Below are 15748 nucleotides of genomic sequence, written 5' to 3'. Positions count from 1 at the left end.
ATGGAGCTTGAACAGGGGACTAGCTAACGCTCATAAGTCATGTGCGGGCAGCAGCTAACCACCCCGACCGACGACCGACAAGGGGCAACCTGGGCTCGACGGCAAGCAAACGGCCGACACCAGGGGATTTGCCGGTGAAGATGGCCAAGCCCGCGCGGCGACAGGCCGCCTGCACGGTTGCGCCACCGGGAAGACACCTACTAACTTTCCGGCCGCTGGACTAGTTAACGTTAGTCAGCTTCCTGACCCCGCACGCGGCGGCGACGCCGCCGCCGAGACTAAGGTTGCCCACATGCCCTCAGCGGACCTCGGGGCCGCCACGCCGGACGGCCGCGCCGCGGTCACCATTGAGACCGTCCTCGACGCGGCGCTGACCCTCTTCGCAGAGCGCGGGTACCACGGCACCGCCCTGAGCGAGATCGCCGAAGCCCTCGGCATCCGCACCCCGAGCCTGTACAACCACATGCAGTCCAAGCAGCAGCTGCTGGAAACGATCGTCCGACGCACCCTGGACGACGTCCTGGTGGACTTCGAGACCGCGGTCGCCGGCTTCGACGATCCGGTCGAGCAACTGCGGAGCGCCACACGCGTCTACGCGCTGCGACACGCCACCCACAGACGGGAGGCTCTTGTCGTCAACCGGGACACCACGAGCCTCCCGGAACCGCAGCTGACCACGATGCGCGAGCGCCGGCGCGACCACGAGCGCGCGATCCGGACGATCATCACGCAGGGTGCCGAGCGAGGACAGTTCAACGTCGGCAACGCCGGGCTCGCCTCCTTCGCGATCCTCGAGATGAGCGTCAGCATCGCGCGGTGGTTCCGCGAGGACGGGCCCCTCACCGCCGAGCAGGTCGCCGACGAGTACGCCGACTTCGCCCTACGGATCGTGAGGTACCGCCCATGACCAGCGCCGCCACCCGCGATGCCGTGACCAGCGGCGCGGTCCTCGACACCGCCCTCACACTGTTCTCCGAACGCGGCTACCACGGCACGGCGCTCAGCCAGATCGCCGAGGCGCTCGAGGTCCGGACGCCGAGCCTCTACAACCACATGCGCTCCAAGCAGGAGCTCCTCCAGACGATCGTGGAACGCACCGTCCGCGGCGTCATGGACGATTTCCACGAGGCGACGGACGGCCACGCCGAGCCCGTCGACCGGCTCTACCACGCCGTCCTCGTCTACGCCCGAAGGCATGCGACCCACCGGCGCGAGGCGATCGTGGTCAACCGAGACACCTCGAGCTTGGAAGAGCCCTTCCGCTCGCAGATGCAGACCCTGCGACGCGAGCACGAGCACGCCCTGCGCTCCATCATCTCCGACGGTGTCGACGCGGGGCGTTTCGTCATCGGCTCCCCCGCCCTCGGCTCCTTCGCCATCCGGGAGATGTGCGTCAGCATCGCCCGCTGGTACCACGACGACGGCCCCATCACGCCCGAACAGGTCGCCCGGGAGTACACCGAGTTCGCCTTGAACATCGTCGGCGTGGGGAGAAGCTGATCACGCTCCACTGAGGCCTATGACGACCTCGTCAGCGAGACACGTGAGACGAGGCCGAACGAGCCGACCCCGTCACCACGCACGCCTACCTGAGCGCCCTCACTGCTCCGGCCTTTCGCGTCACCGTGACCAACCGCGGAACCTGGCGCTCGCGCGTCCCCGCAGCCGGCACGGCCGGATCCCGGCCGCGGCCTCCCGATCGCCCCAGCGGCCGCCGGTCCGATCGGCGACGGCGACCCCGGCGTCACACCTCCCCCGCGCGATCACGCCGGTTCCGGGGCATCGGTCCCGTCTCGTCCACCGGCGGGAGCTCCGGTCCCAGCGCGAGACCCGGGCCGCGTGGCTCGTCATCGGCCTTCGGCCGTGTCTTGCCCCGAATCCTGAAAATCTATAGATTTCGCCTGATTCTCCGAAGAAGGCGGGTCCGCATGACCGAGATCGTCGCTCCGCGAGTGGGGAGAACCCAGGTTGCGGAGGAGGTGCCAGCTCCGCTGTTCGAACAGGTCCGCCGCAAGGACGGCGATCTCGTCCTGACCGGGCGCGGTGGCTATCTCGACGACATCGTGCTGCCGGATACCTTGCATGCCGCCGTCCTGCGAAGCCCGCACCCGCACGCGACGATCCGCGGGATCGACACCTCGGCCGCCCGCGCGCGGCCGGGGGTGCGGCTGGTGCTCACCGGGCGAGAGGCCCGCGACGCCGTCGGGATCATCCCGCACTTCTTCGATCCGGCGCTGGTCGGCGGTCGGACGGCGGACTTCCGATGCCTCGCCGTCGACACGGTGGTCTACGAGGGGGAACCGGTCGCGGCCGTCGTCGCGGGCACAGTGCACGCCGCCCAGGCGGCGCTCGACGCCGTCGTCGTGGACTACGAGCCGCTGCCGTTCGTGCTCGACGCCGACGCGGCGCTCGAGCCGGACGCGCCGACCCTGTTCGACGGCTGGGACGACAACGTCCTCATCCGGCTTCCCTTCGCCGAGGGCGACGCGGGTGCCGTGCTCGCGGCGGCCGAGCACGTCCTCGACGGCGAGATCCGCATCGGCCGGTACCAGACTGCACCGCTGGAGACCCGTGGCTACCTGGCTTCGTGGGGCCCCGACGACAGGCTGACGTTCTACGCCTCGACACAGAACCCGCACCCGTTGCGCTCGCACCTGGCCGAGATCCTCGACGTGCCGGAGAGCTCGGTGCGGGTCGTCGCCACTCGGCTCGGCGGCGGATTCGGCCACAAGTTCCACGGCTACCCCGAGGAGTCGCTGGTCTGCCTGCTCGCCCGGCTGGTCGGCGCGCCGGTGAAGTGGGTCGAGAGCCGCGAGGAGTGCATGCTCGTCGGGGCTCGTGAGTTCGTGCATCGGTTCGCGGTCGCCTACGACGGCGACGGGCGGATCCTCGCGTTGCGGGACCGGATCCTGGGCAACGTCGGGGCGCTCGGCGCGAGCGGCGGGTGGGGAATGACCTTCGTGGCCGGCATGGCGTTCCCGGGTCCCTACCGGATCAAGGACTACGACGTCGAGTCCGTCGCGGTCGTCACGCACAAGCCACCGTGGAACGGCGCTCGCGGCTACGGCAAGGAGTCCGCGGCGCTGGCCATCGAGCGGATCGTCGACCTCGTCGCGGCCGAGCTGGCGCTCGACCCCGCCGTGGTCCGCAGGCGCAACTTCATCCCGCCCGAGGAGTTCCCGTACTGGACCGCCGCGAAGCACCTCGACAGCGGGCGGTACACCGCGGCGCTGGATCACGTGCTGGACCTGGCCGGCTACCACGAACTGCGCCGGGAGCAGGCCCGGGAGCGCGCGGCAGGCCGGCTCGTCGGGGTGGGCATCGGGTTCGAGCTCACCCCCGAGGGCGGGGACTTCTCCGGAGCGCTGCTGCGCGGTTTCGACACCTCGACGGTCCGGATGGATCCCACCGGGCGGGCCACGGTGCTCACCGGCGTCACGAGTCCCGGCACCGGCAACGAGACCGGGATCGCCCAGCTGGTGGCCGCCGAGCTGGGCATCTCCCCGCACGATGTGTCGGTGGTCCAGGGCGACACCGACCTGTGTCCCTACGGGTACGGCAACTTCAGCAGCCGGTCGTTGACCGTCGGCGGCGCGGCCGCCGTGCTCGCCGCCCGCGACGTGCGCGACACCCTGGCGCGGGCCGCCGCGGTGCTGCTGGAGACCCCGCCGGAGAATCTCGTCTTCACCGGCGGGCGGGTCCATGCCCTCGATGCCCCCGAGCGCGCGCTGAGAATGCGCGACCTGGCCGGCGCGGTCTTCCGACGGACGATCGCGCTGCCCGGACTCGACGACGCCCAGCTGGAGTCGACACGCACCTACACGCCCAGCAACGTGCACAACATCCCCGACGAGCAGGGCCGGTGGTCCCCCTACCCGTCGTTCCCCTATTCGGCGCACGTCACCGTGGTGGAGATCGACCCCGACACCGGCGTGGTGACGCTCCGCGGCTACTCCGGGGTGCACGACTGCGGCACGATCGTCAACCCGGTCCTCGTGGAGAGCCAGTTCCTCGGCGCGATCGCGATGGGTATCGGCGGCGCGCTGTGGGAGGAGCTGCCCTACGGCGCCGACGGCAGGCTCAGGGCGCGCACGTTCAAGCAGTACCTGATGCCGCGCGCCCCCGACCTGCCGTGGATCAACACCGGTCACCAGGTGACCCCGTCGCCGTTCGCCCTGCTCGGGATGAAGGGCAGCGGGGAGAGCGGGACGGCCGGCGCGGTCGCCTCGGTCGCGAACGCGGTCAACGACGCGCTGGCCCCGCTCGGGGTCCGGGTGCACGAGATGCCACTGAGCGCGCCGCGGGTGCTCTCCGCGATCAGAGAGGCCCGGCGATGATCCGTTCCACGCTCACCCACCACGCACCGGAGCGCCTCGCCGATGCCACCGCGCTGCTCGCCGAGCACGGCGCGGCGGCGGCCGTCCTCGGTGGGGGGACGGTGCTGCTCCCGGCCATGGTCCGCGGCGAACGAACCCATCGGCACGTGGTCGACCTGCGCAGGTTGGAGCTCGTCTTTGTGCAAGCGGAGGCCGGCTGGGCCGAGATCGGCGCGATGACCACGTACGCGCAGGTCCTCGCCTCAGGGGAGCTCACCGGCTCGGCCGCGCTGCTGCGCAGGGCCGCGGCGGGCATCACCGGCGGTGCGCAGCTGCGCAACCAGGGCACCGTCGCGGGCTCCGCGGCCTACGCGAACCCCGCCTCGGACATGCCCGGCTGCCTCGTGGCGGCCGGCGCTGTCCTGCGGCTGCACGGTCCGGACGGCCCCCGCGAGGTGCCGGCCGCCGAGTTCTTCCGCGGCGCCTTCACCACCGCGCTGCGCCCCGCCGAGATGGTGGTCACGGTCCGGGTGCCGCTGCGCCCGGCCCGGATCGGCTACTACAAGTTGAAGCTGTCGGAGAGCAGCTGGCCGATCGCCACCGCCGCAGTCACGGTCGAGGTCTCCGCGGACGGGGTCACCTCCGCTGCGGTGACGCTCGGGGCGGTCGCCGCGCAGCCGATCACCATCGACGTGGCCGAGCACCTCTCCGCGCAGGGCGCGCTGCGTGACGAGGTCGGGTTCGACGAGTTCGTGCGGTCCCGGGTCGACGAGCCGTGGGACGACGAGCTGGCACCGGCGTCCTACCGACGCGAGGTGGCCGGTGTCGTGGCCCGCAGGGCCCTGAAGCAGACCGAGGACGGGGAGCAGCGATGACCGCTACAGATCCCGACGCAGCCGAGGCGACGCCCACGCGCCGGATGAGCTGCACGGTGAACGGACAGCACCGCACCGTCGAGTGCGAGGACCGGCAACTGCTGGTCGAGGTGATCCGCGAACAGCTGAACCTCAAGGGGACCCACATCGGGTGCCTGAACGGTGATTGCGGTGCCTGCACCGTCGAGCTCGACGGCCGCATCGTCAAGTCGTGCCTGCTGCTCGCGGCCAGCGCCGAGGGTTCGGAGATCACCACGGTGGAGGCGATGGGATCGCCCGGCGACCTCAGTGACGTCCAGGAGGCGTTCTGGGACAACGACGGCTTCCAGTGCGGTTTCTGCCTGCCGGGCCATCTGTTCGCGGCCCGCGACCTCATCGGCTCCAACCCGGACCCGAGCGACGACGAGATCCGCCACGCCATCGCCGGCAACCTGTGCCGCTGCACCGGCTACCAGCGCATCGTCACGTCCATCCGCGACGCCGCCGCCCGGGCCCGGGCCTCCGGCGCCTGACCGCACCACCGACGAAAGGACACCGATGAGCACGTCCGCACCACCGCCCGGGGTCGCCATCACCGACGCGCGGTTGCAGGAGGTGGCGGAGAACGTCTTCGCCTACATCCAGCCCGACGGCACCTGGTGGATCAACAACACCGGCTTCCTGGTCGGCAGGGCCGGGGTCATCAGCGTGGACGCATGCTCAACCGAGGCCCGCACCCGCGCCTACCTGGACACGATCGCCGGAGTCACCGACCAGCCGGTGCGTACGTTGATCAACACCCACCACCACGGCGACCACACGTTCGGAAACTATCTGTTCCGCGGTGCCACGATCGTCGGCCACGAGCGGATCCGGGAGGAGATGCTTGCCTTCGGCCCGCCCCGCTCCGCCCCGTTCTGGCAGGACGTGGACTGGGGTGACGTCGAGCTGGCCCCGCCCTTCCTGACCTACACCGACCAGGTGTCGGTGTTCGTCGACGACCTGCGCTGCGAGCTGCGGCACGTCGGCACGCCTGCGCACACCACCAACGACTCGATCCTCTGGGTCCCCGACCATGCGCTGCTGTTCAGCGGCGACCTGCTGTTCAACGGGGGCACCCCGTTCCTGCTGATGGGCTCGATCTCGGGCGCGATCGAGGCCGTGTCGGGGCTGAAGGAGCTGCCGGCCACGACGATCGTGCCCGGCCACGGCGAGGTCTGCGGACCCGAGCTCATCGACACGGTGTTGGACTACCTCCGCTTCGTCAGCGACACCGCGCGGGAGGCCAAGGCCGCCGGGCTCTCCCCGCTCGACGCCGCCCGCGAAGTCGATCTCGGGCGCTTCGCCGAGTGGCTCGACGCAGAGCGGATCGTCGGCAACCTGCACCGCGCCTACGCCGAGCTCGACGGCTCCGAGCGCGGGGCGCGGATCGACCTGGCCGCCGCGCTGGCGGACATGGTGACCTACAACGGCGGCAACCCGCTCACCTGCTACGCCTGAGGACGACGACGATGCGCTGGACCACCTATCTCTCTCCGACGGACGGGCAGCAGCACGTCGGTCTCGTACGCGACGGGACCATCGCGGGGCTCCGCCGTCCGGACCGGCTGCTGGACCTGCTCGGCGACGACGGCCGGCGGCTCGTCGAGGCCGCACGGGAGATCGACTCCGACCCGTTGGACGTGATCGTCGTGGACGCGGTGACGCTCTGTGCGCCCGTTCCGGTACCACCTTCGATCCGCGACTTCATGGCCTTCGAGGAACACGTCGTCACCTCGATGGCCGCGCTCGGCAGGACCGTCGACCCGGTCTGGTACGACATCCCCGTCTTCTACTTCAGCAACCCCGCGGCCGTGCGGGGACCGTACGACGACATCGAGGTCTCCCCGGGCTCGCGCCAGTTCGACTACGAGCTGGAGGCCGCGGTGGTGATCGGGCGACCCGGGTCGAACATCCGGGTCGAGGACGCCGAGTCGCACATTGCGGGCTACACCGTCCTGTGCGACTGGAGCGCCCGCGACCTGCAGGACCACGAGATGCGTCAGGGCCTCGGCCCGGCGAAGGGCAAGGACGGGGCGACGAGCCTGGGACCCTACCTCGTCACCCCCGACGAGCTGCAGGATCGTCGCCGCGGGGAGAGCGTCGAGCTGGCCATGACCGCGACCGTCAACGGCACGCAGTACAGCTCCGGGAACCTGGCCGCCCTGCACTGGTCGTTCGCCCAGATGATCTCCTACGCCTCACGGGGAACGACACTGCGACCCGGCGACGTCATCGGGTCCGGCACCGTCGGCACCGGCTGCATCCTGGAACTCTCCCGGGTGCACGGCGAGCAGGCCTATCCATGGCTGTCACCGGGGGACGAGGTCGTGCTGGAGATCGAACGGCTCGGCGCCGTCCGGACCCGCATCCTGCCCGCCCCGGAGGTCGTCCCGCTTCGCTGACGGGGCGCTCAGCCGGACAGCATGTGGGCGATGGCGTTCTGGGTGCGGATCATGTGCGCCTGCATCGCCGCGGAGGCGGTGTCGGGATCGAGGGCCTTGCAGGCGTCCAGGATGGTCTGGTGCTCGGCGGTGACCGCGCGGTGCCCGCCGCGCGCCTCCAGCGAGAGCCGCCGGAACCGGCTGGACTGCTCGGCCAGCAGGGACGTGAACTGGAGCAGCCAGCGGGACCCGCAGTTGGCCAACAGCGCCTTGTGGAAGGCCAGGTGCCGGCGTTCGTAGGTGGTGTACTCCGCGGCGCTCATGTCCTGGAACGGGCGGACGAGGGCGCTCTCCATCGCCCCATGGGCCGCGGTGACCGCGGCCATCCAGTCCGGCGTCGCCCGGGCCAGTGACCGCCGCAGGGCCAGCGGTTCCAGCAACGCGCGCATCTCGTAGACGTCAACCATCTCGGCCTGCGACAGCTCGGCGACCCGCGCGCCCCGCTGCGGGGAGTAGGTGACCAGACCCTCACCGGCGAGCCGGGCCAGTGATTCCCGGACCGGCGTCGGGCTCGTGGAGAACCGCTCGGCGAGCTGGACCGCACGGAGTTTCTCCCCGGGTGCGAACTCGTGGAACAGGATCGCCTCGCGCAACATGTCCGTGACCCGGTCGGCTCGAGGGCGACCGTCGGCCTCGTCGGGGTCGGGCGGCGAGAGGACCACGTGACGAGGGTAAACCGTGGCACCGGGTGCAGGTACGGGATCTGCCCTGGGCGGGGTGGCCGGTGAGGTCTCTGGCGCGGCGCCCCTGCGGCTACCTGCCCTCAGGGCGCCGCCGTCGGCCGCTGCGTGCGTTTCCGCCGGGCGTCACGGCGCCGGTCGGGAGATCGGCTCGCAGATCTGCTTCATCAGTCGCAGGAAGACCTGCCGTTGGGGAGACGACAGCGGCCGAAGCAGCTCGTGCTGCACGTCGACGACAGCCGCGGCGTGGCGCAGGAGCTGGTCGCGGCCCTCGGCGGACAAGGTCAGCAGGTTGCGGCGACCGTCGGCCGAGTCGCGGATGCGCGCGACCAGCCCCCGGGTCTCCAGCCGAGCGATGACGTCGGCCCCCGTCGACTTGTCCAGCGACCCGCGTTCCCCCAACGTCCGCTGGTCGATCCGTGCCTCGTGGTGCAACACGAGCAGCACGTTGTACTGCACCGACGTCAGGTCGGACGACACCCGCTCGCCCCACAGCGTGTTGTGCACCTGTTGTGCGCGGCGGATCAGGTGCCCGGGAGCCGTGTGCAACCGGACGGCCGGCAGCCGCAACGGCCAGCCCTGCACGACGGCGTTGTGTTCGGTCGCAGCGCCGGGGCTGGGTGGATCACCGCGGTAGGCGACCAGGCGAAGCACCCCCAGGAGCGTCTCACCGTCGTCGAAGGGCAGCGGCTGCAGGAGCCGCTCCTGGATGCCGACGACCGCCGGTGCGCCCGCCAGCAGGGCAGCCCTCCCCTGCTCGGTCAGCCTCACCAGCTTGCGCCTGCCGTCCTCGACGTCGCGCTCGCGGTCCAGCAGGCCCCGCCGGCCGAGCCGGAGCAACACGTCGGCCGCGGTGGACTTGTCGAGCGACATGAGCTCGCCGACGGTGCGCTGATCGATGCCCGGTTGCTGCCCGACGACGAGCAGGATCCCGTACTGCACCGAGGTCAGGTTCACTGGCACGTGCTGTTGCCACAGGCTGCCGTGCACCTGCTGGGCACATCGGATGAGGTGCCCGGGCGCGGTGTCCAGGACCGGAAGGCCCTCGGGGTCGGGGGACTCCGGCACGAGCTCAGTGGCCGGGGCCGGGCTCCTGGTCACGCCACGCCGCCCGGCGTTAGAGCCACGGCGCCCGCGCCTCGCCCCGCAGCAGCGGGAACCGGTCGCACATCATGGGCCCGACGGTACGTGGTCCCTCCGGTCTCACATCGCCTCGGTCGCTCGCCCGGACGGCTCGCCGACCGCCGCGCCGCCGCGCTTGGCCTGCTGGACGAGCCGGTAGACGTGGCCGCGCAGCTCGGCGAAGCGGGGCAGCGAGCGGATGGTGAGCTGGTCGCGCTCGGCCGGCAGGTCGATGACGACGTCCTCGAGAACGACGGTGGGCGAGGTGGACAGCACCAGCACCCGCTGGCCCAGGTAGACGGCCTCGTCGATGTCGTGCGTGACGAACAGGACGGTGACGCCGAGCCGCTTCCAGAGCGCGCGCACGAGGTCCTCCAGATCGGCGCGCGTCTGCGCGTCGACGGCGGCTAAGGGCTCGTCCATGAGCAGCACCTGCGGTTCGTAGGCGAGCGCACGGGCGATGGCCACCCGCTGCTGCATGCCGCCGGGGAGCTGCCAGGGGTGCGCGGTGTGCACGTCGGCGAGGCCGACGGCCTCGAGTGCCTCCTCCACGAGGCGCCGGCGCTCGGCGCGCGGGACCTTCTTCTCCTTCAGCGGCAGCTCGACGTTCTGGCGCACGGTCATCCACGGGAACAGGCTGCGGCCGTACTCCTGGAAGACCACGGCCATCCCCCGCGGCGGACCCGTCACCTGCTCGCCCTGCAGCACGACCTCGCCGGAGGTCGGTTCCAGCAGGCCGGAGATGCAGCGCAGCAACGTGCTCTTGCCTGCCCCGGAGGGACCGACGATGCAGACGAGCTCGCCGACGGCGACGCCGAACGTCAGGTCCCGCAGCGCCTCGACGCTGCCACGCAGCACGAGGTGCACGAGCCGCGAGCGCCTGCGCATCCGGAAGCACCGGGCGGTGTCGTCCAGCACCTCTTCCAGCGACCGCACGCCCTCGACGGTGTTGAGCAGGACCGGGACGCGCCCCGTGGGTGCGCATCCTTCCGTATACGGACGATAGAATTATCGTTGCACCCCCGCCCCGGGTCAAGGAGTTCCCGACGCGGCCGGCTGCGCCTCCTTCCCGGGGGCACCGGGGCCCGGGTAGGCGTAGATCCAATCGGTGTCGCGGAAGTCGTCGTGCGCGCGCTGTCGCAGCAGGGCGCTGCGCATGCTGGCCCCCAGGCCGTCGATGTGCAGCACGTCGCCGAAGAGCCGGGCAGTGGTCTGCACGCGGCCCGTGCGGGGCGCCCGCTGCGCCGCGTAGGCCGAGAACGCCGGGGCCACCTCACCGCAGTGGGCGCGCACGCTGTCGGCCAGCACGACCGCGTCCTCGAGCGCCTGGCAGGCGCCCTGGGCGATGTACTGGAGCATCGGATGAGCAGCGTCCCCGAGCAGCGTGACGTGGTCATGGGTCCAGCCCTCCAGCGGCGGCCGGTCGAACATCGGCCACCGCCGCGACCGGTCGATCATCGCGATCCCGCCGGCGACCTCGGGGCACACAGCGGCGAACGCCGCCTCGAGCTCCTCCTCGGTGCCCCACACCGGAAGGCCCGCCGCGTAGGCGGGACTGCGGAAGACCGCGACCTGGTTGCACAGCTCGCCCCGGCGGACGGGGTACTGCACCAGGTGCAGCCCCGGCCCCGCCCAGATGACCATGTCGTCCAGCCGGTCCAGGCCCGCTTTCTCCTGCATGTCCGCCATCGGGACCGTGGCGCGGTAGGCGACGTAGCCGGAACAGACCGGTTCCGCGTCGCCCACCAGGCGTTCGCGCACTACCGACCGGAGACCGTCGGCTCCGATCAAGGCGCCGCACTCGTAAACGGTCCCGTCCGCGCAGCTCACGCGCGCTCCCCGGGGCAGCTTCTGGACGTCCACGACCTCCTTGGAGGACTCCAGGGTGACGTTGTCGGACGCCTTGCACGCGTCGAAGAGGGCCTGCAGCAGATCGGCCCGGTGCGTGACGAAGTAGCGGTGGCCGTACCGCTGGGCGAACGCCTCGCCCGTCTCCAGCGCGGTGATCTGCTCGCCGGACAGGGCGTCCATGAGCACGAGACGTCCCGGGAAGAACGCGTCCGCGGTGACCTGTTCCAGCACGCCGAGCCGTTCGAGCATGTGCGAGGCGTTGGGGGCCAGCTGGAGGCCTGCGCCGATCTCACCGAACGCCTCCGCGCGCTCCAGCACGTGCACCCGGTAGCCGTGCCCGGACAGCGCCAGGGCGGCGGCGAGACCACCGATGCCACCCCCGGCGACCAGGAACGGCGCCTTCACGAGATCAGTCATCGGCATCGAGGCCTTTCGGGGACGTCCCGTCCATGAACACCCGGATGGGCGACGGCAGGGAAACTGCTCCGTATACTGACTATCTGAGCTTAGAAGCTCCTCCGAGGAACGGTCAAGAGCAGGTCGGCCCCGCTCACCGACCTAACGGTTCAGACACCCTCCACGAAGTCGGCACGAAGTCGGCGACGATGACGGAGTCGAGGTCGACGGCGGCCGGATCGAGCTGGCCGAGCTCGCCGCCGGCTCGGATCACCTCGTCGACGGCGGCCCTGTCGATGGCCAGGTCGAGTCCGTCGGCCGCCTGCCGCAGCACCGAACGCGCGACCTCGAGGGAGATCCCGCCTCGGCGCGTACGCGGGTGCAGCCGTCTCCGGGTCGCCGGAGAACCCCATCGTGCTCACCCCCGCGGACGGTGTCGGTTCCGCCGGGGAAGCTGACCAGGTCCAGCTCCAGCCCCTCGTCCCGGTAGTACCCAGCTCCGCAGCCACCAGGAACGGGACGGCGGAGATGTTGGTCTCCATGTGGGTGACGGCCACCTCGCCCCGGTAGGGGGAGCCGGCACCGCCACCGCCCGACCCGCCGCACGCGCTCGCCGCGCCGAGGAGGACCGCCCCGCCGGCGCCCCACGCGAACGCTGTCAGGACCTGCCGTCGGTTGAGGATCGTGTCGTGCGGACTCATCTCAGGCTCCTTTGCCTCGGCCCTTCTGGTCCCCTAGTGGGTGCGGCCCCGGTCAGACCACGACCTGGTCGTGGCACTCCTTGGCGAAGAGGTCCCGCGGCTCCCACGAGCGGTGCGCGAGCCCCTGCTCGCGGGAGTACCGGAGGAAGGCACGCAGCGTGTGCTCGTTGTCCCGGATCCCATAGGGCCAGTAGTCCTCGCCCATCACCTCGCGGGTCCGGCGGACCTCCTCGGCCAGCCACGGCAGCATGTAGCGCAGCGCGGCGGTCTCGTCCATGTCCGCGGCGGCCAGCACCTTGGCCTCCCGAAAGCCTTCATCAGCGACCGTGCGAGCCATGGGTGCGCCCGGTAGAGCTCCCGGCGCAGCGCGAGGGTGTGCATGATCGCGAAGATCCCGGTCCTGCGGAAGTACTCGGCCTCGGCTCGTGCGGGCGGGGGAACAGGTGGCGCACCTCGGGCGAGCCCTCGGCGAAGGGCCTGGGGGTGCGGGCGCTGTAGAGCGGGTCGATCTCCCCGGTCACCAGCATGTCGGCCAGCGTTCGACCCTCGGGGATGGAGGCGATCTCGACGCCCGGCGGCGGGTTCAGCGCGACCTTCTCGTGCCGGCCCGGCTCGTGCGTGGTCCTTGCACTCGAAGAGCAGGCGCGCCTTGCCCTCGTCGATCAGTCGCTGCGAGATCGGCAACGCCGATCACGCCACCTCGGCGACCCCCTGTTGCGCCGCCGCCAGGCGTCCGGCGGCCCCCCGACGTTGAGGATCTCGACCGTCTGACCGGGCACGAGACCCTGCTCCTTGACGATCCGGGTCGCGAAGTACGTGGTGATGGAGCCGGGCTGACTGACCGCGATCCGCTTGCCCCGCAGGTCACCGATGCTCCGGATCTCCGAATCGGCGGGCACGAGGAAGTTGACCAGCGGCTCCCGGACGGCGCCCCCGATGATCCGCAGGTCACGCTGCCCATTCTGAAAGGCGATCAAGCCCGGCAGTGCCGCCGGCATCCCGAACGGAATGCCCGAGGCGACGCCGCGGATCGTGTCGGTCCCCCGGGAAAGCTGACGAGATCCAGATCCGCCCCCTCCACGATCGACCGACATTGGTACGTATGCGGAGTGATTTCGGCGGACGCTAGTGCCAGTCCGAAGGCAGGTCAAGCCCCATATCAGCAGGCCAAAGGCTGGCTCCTCGCCATGACTTCAGGTACGTTCGGGCGGCGTTTCGGTCCGTATCCGTCCTACTGTGACACCCTGTGGAAAACTCCCGGCCAGGACAGCCACGACGAGGTGAGATGAATGGTGACGACCCGATTCACTGCCGATGACGACGGTGACCTGGACGCCCTGTACCAGGACGTCGCCGAGGCCGACCTGCAGCCGCTGTGGTTGTTGAAGGGTTTGTTGCCCGAGCAGCCCAATGCGATGCGACCGCACGTGTGGCGCGCGAAGACCCTTCGCCATCTGGCCGAGCGTGCCGGTGATCTCGTGGGCATCGACCGCGGCGGCGACCGGCGCGTGCTGGGCTTGGCCCACCCGGACCTGGGTGGGCTGCCGTTCGCGACGCGCACGTTGTGGGGCGCGGTGCAGTACCTCGGACCGGGTGAGCTCGCGCCGGCCCACCGGCACAGCCCGTCCGCGGTCCGCTTCGTCCTCGAGGGCTCGGGCGTGTTCACGTTGGTCAACGGCGACCCGGTGCGGATGGAGCCGGGCGATCTCGTGCTGACGCCCAGCTACGCCTGGCACGAGCACCACAATCCGGGCGACGAGCCGATGATCTGGTTCGACGGCCTGGATCTGCCGCTGATCGGCAACCTCGACGCGGTGTTCTTCGAGAACGGGTCGGACGAGCTCACGGCCTACGACGAGGTCCCGGTCTCCCGCTCCGAGCAGCTCCACGGGACCGCGGGACTGCGTCCGCTGCACACGGATCCGTCCCTCGCGCAGCAGCCGGGCGAGCATCGGCACTCCCCGCTGATGACCTACCGGTGGGTCGACACCGATCGGGCCCTCGACACGATGCTCGCGGCCACCGGAGCGCGCGCCGCCGCGATGCGCTACGTCGATCCCCTCACCGGCCGGGACATGATGCCGACGCTGCGGGGCGAGATGCACCGCCTGCTGCCCGGGCACCGCACGCCGACCACACGCACCGTCGGCAGCGGGATCTGGGTCGTCCACCGCGGCACGGGCGCTTCGGTCGTCAACGGGGTGCGATACGAGTGGGGCGCAGGCGACATCCTCGTCACGCCGTCCTGGACGGCGGTCGACCACGAGGCGACGGACCGGGCCGATCTCTTCCTGCTCTCCGACGGTCCGGTCATCGAGGCCGTCGGACTGGCCCGCACCGAGACCCTGCCCCACCGACAGGCCGTGACCGACACCGTGTCTGCATAGCGAGGAGAGACCCCCATGCGTCTGGCGACCTTCGGCGACGACCGGATCGGCGTCGTGCACGGCGACGCGGTGCACGACGTCAGCGCGCTGGTCGACGACGGCGGCAGCGGCAGCCGGATGCGGCGGTTGATCGAGGCGTGGCCCACCCTCGACTCGACAGCCGTCTCCGCTGCCGCCGACCGCTCGTCGCCCGCCCGGCTGGCCGACATCGAACTGCAGCCTCCGGTCCCCGACCCGACGAAGATCATCGCAGCCCCGGTGAACTACGCCGATCACCAGTCCGAGATGAACGTCGACGCGCACGTCAGCGCGCTCGGATTCTTCCTGAAGGCGCCGTCCTCACTGTTGCGACCGGGCGGGACGATCCAGCTGCCCTACGACGACCGCCGGTTCGACCAGGAGGGCGAGCTCGCGTGCATCATCGGCAGGCGGGCGCGGTCGCTCACCCCGGCCGAGGCACTGGACCACGTCTTCGGCTACACGGGGCTGATGGACATCACGATGCGCGGCGGTGAGGACCGCTCCACCCGCAAGTCGTTCGAGACCTTCACCCCGCTGGGCCCGTGGATCGTCACCGCCGACGAGTTCGGGGCCCCCGGCGAGGTCGACCTCGAATGCTGGGTGGGCGGTGAACAGCGGCAGAAGGCCAACACCCGCAACCTGATCTGGGACGTCGCACAGCTGGTGTCCTATGCCTCCTCGGTCACAACCCTGCACCCCGGTGACGTGATCGCCACGGGTACGCCCGCCGGCGTCGGGCCGCTGGCGGCAGGCGACACCGTCGTGCTGAACCTGTCCGGGCTCGGAGGCAGGTTGGAGGTCGACGTTCGCGCGGACGCGGCCGTCCCGTCGCCCACCACCGGCAAGGACCGGGGCCCGGTGCCACCGCCCGCGAGGTAGCCCTCCTCCCTTCGCCCCGGCCACCTCGTAGTGGACGCGTCCGTGCTTCAGAGAGAGA

The 15748-nt window shown here is 70.9% G+C and carries 16 protein-coding genes; 9 read left to right on the top strand and 7 right to left on the bottom strand.

The genetic code is table 11. The features are described from left to right. Window positions 1-292: 292 nt before the first annotated feature. The 7 genes from JWP64_RS16720 to JWP64_RS16690 all read left to right on the top strand — a co-directional run bounded on the left by JWP64_RS16720 (window position 293) and on the right by JWP64_RS16690 (window position 7614). Window positions 293-907, top strand: a complete 615-nt coding sequence (locus JWP64_RS16720; protein WP_297497746.1) for a TetR/AcrR family transcriptional regulator — start codon at window positions 293-295, stop codon at window positions 905-907. Then, entirely contained in the window at window positions 904-1500 is a 597-nt protein-coding gene (locus tag JWP64_RS16715; protein ID WP_297497743.1) for a TetR/AcrR family transcriptional regulator, read from the top strand. The genes JWP64_RS16720 and JWP64_RS16715 overlap by 4 nt, the downstream gene beginning before the upstream one ends. A 479-nt stretch (window positions 1501-1979) precedes the next feature. After that, window positions 1980-4337, top strand: a complete 2358-nt coding sequence (locus tag JWP64_RS16710) for a xanthine dehydrogenase family protein molybdopterin-binding subunit (RefSeq protein WP_297497741.1) — start codon at window positions 1980-1982, stop codon at window positions 4335-4337. After that, a complete protein-coding gene (locus tag JWP64_RS16705) occupies window positions 4334-5191 on the top strand; it encodes an FAD binding domain-containing protein (protein ID WP_297497738.1) in 858 nt (285 codons plus the stop codon). The genes JWP64_RS16710 and JWP64_RS16705 overlap by 4 nt, the downstream gene beginning before the upstream one ends. Then, the gene (locus JWP64_RS16700; RefSeq protein ID WP_297497735.1) at window positions 5188-5703 is read left to right on the top strand and encodes a (2Fe-2S)-binding protein; all 516 of its coding nucleotides are present in this window, start codon (window positions 5188-5190) and stop codon (window positions 5701-5703) included. The genes JWP64_RS16705 and JWP64_RS16700 overlap by 4 nt, the downstream gene beginning before the upstream one ends. Window positions 5704-5728: 25 nt before the next feature. Next, the gene (locus JWP64_RS16695; protein ID WP_297497732.1) at window positions 5729-6670 is read left to right on the top strand and encodes an MBL fold metallo-hydrolase; all 942 of its coding nucleotides are present in this window, start codon (window positions 5729-5731) and stop codon (window positions 6668-6670) included. A gap of 11 nt (window positions 6671-6681) precedes the next feature. Continuing rightward, window positions 6682-7614, top strand: coding sequence for a fumarylacetoacetate hydrolase family protein (locus JWP64_RS16690; RefSeq protein ID WP_297497729.1), 933 nt, complete (start codon window positions 6682-6684; stop codon window positions 7612-7614). An 8-nt stretch (window positions 7615-7622) separates the two neighbouring features. Here JWP64_RS16690 and JWP64_RS16685 read toward each other — a convergent pair whose 3' ends face one another. The 7 genes from JWP64_RS16685 to JWP64_RS16655 all read right to left on the bottom strand — a co-directional run bounded on the left by JWP64_RS16685 (window position 7623) and on the right by JWP64_RS16655 (window position 13380). Further along, entirely contained in the window at window positions 7623-8315 is a 693-nt protein-coding gene (locus tag JWP64_RS16685) for a GntR family transcriptional regulator (RefSeq protein WP_297497726.1), read from the bottom strand. A 144-nt stretch (window positions 8316-8459) separates the two neighbouring features. Beyond that, entirely contained in the window at window positions 8460-9401 is a 942-nt protein-coding gene (locus JWP64_RS16680) for a MarR family winged helix-turn-helix transcriptional regulator (RefSeq protein WP_297497722.1), read from the bottom strand. 135 nt (window positions 9402-9536) lie between these two features. Continuing rightward, window positions 9537-10343, bottom strand: a complete 807-nt coding sequence (locus tag JWP64_RS16675; protein WP_297497801.1) for an ABC transporter ATP-binding protein — start codon at window positions 10341-10343, stop codon at window positions 9537-9539. A 144-nt stretch (window positions 10344-10487) separates the two neighbouring features. Next, the gene (locus JWP64_RS16670) at window positions 10488-11723 is read right to left on the bottom strand and encodes an FAD-dependent monooxygenase (protein ID WP_297497719.1); all 1236 of its coding nucleotides are present in this window, start codon (window positions 11721-11723) and stop codon (window positions 10488-10490) included. A gap of 133 nt (window positions 11724-11856) precedes the next feature. Then, window positions 11857-12036: a hypothetical protein gene (locus JWP64_RS16665; RefSeq protein ID WP_297497716.1), complete on the bottom strand. Its 180-nt coding sequence runs from the start codon at window positions 12034-12036 to the stop codon at window positions 11857-11859. Window positions 12037-12455: 419 nt separating this feature from the next. Then, the gene (locus tag JWP64_RS16660; protein ID WP_297497713.1) at window positions 12456-12740 is read right to left on the bottom strand and encodes a hypothetical protein; all 285 of its coding nucleotides are present in this window, start codon (window positions 12738-12740) and stop codon (window positions 12456-12458) included. Between the two features lie 325 nt (window positions 12741-13065). Beyond that, window positions 13066-13380 carry an ABC transporter substrate-binding protein gene (locus tag JWP64_RS16655; protein ID WP_297497711.1) on the bottom strand — a complete coding sequence of 105 codons (315 nt, stop codon included), beginning with the start codon at window positions 13378-13380 and terminating at the stop codon, window positions 13066-13068. Between the two features lie 312 nt (window positions 13381-13692). Between JWP64_RS16655 and JWP64_RS16650 the strand changes: the two genes are divergently transcribed. Together JWP64_RS16650 and JWP64_RS16645 are read left to right on the top strand one after the other, a co-directional pair. Continuing rightward, the gene (locus tag JWP64_RS16650; protein ID WP_297497708.1) at window positions 13693-14790 is read left to right on the top strand and encodes a cupin domain-containing protein; all 1098 of its coding nucleotides are present in this window, start codon (window positions 13693-13695) and stop codon (window positions 14788-14790) included. A gap of 15 nt (window positions 14791-14805) precedes the next feature. Then, window positions 14806-15690 carry a fumarylacetoacetate hydrolase family protein gene (locus JWP64_RS16645; protein ID WP_297497706.1) on the top strand — a complete coding sequence of 295 codons (885 nt, stop codon included), beginning with the start codon at window positions 14806-14808 and terminating at the stop codon, window positions 15688-15690. The last annotated feature ends 58 nt before the right edge of the window (window positions 15691-15748 follow it).

This window comes from Pseudonocardia sp., assembly GCF_025465255.1.
Lineage (GTDB): Bacteria > Actinomycetota > Actinomycetes > Mycobacteriales > Pseudonocardiaceae > Pseudonocardia.
Note: the sequence above shows the minus strand (reverse complement) of the source record. Positions and strands in the feature narration are given on the sequence as shown.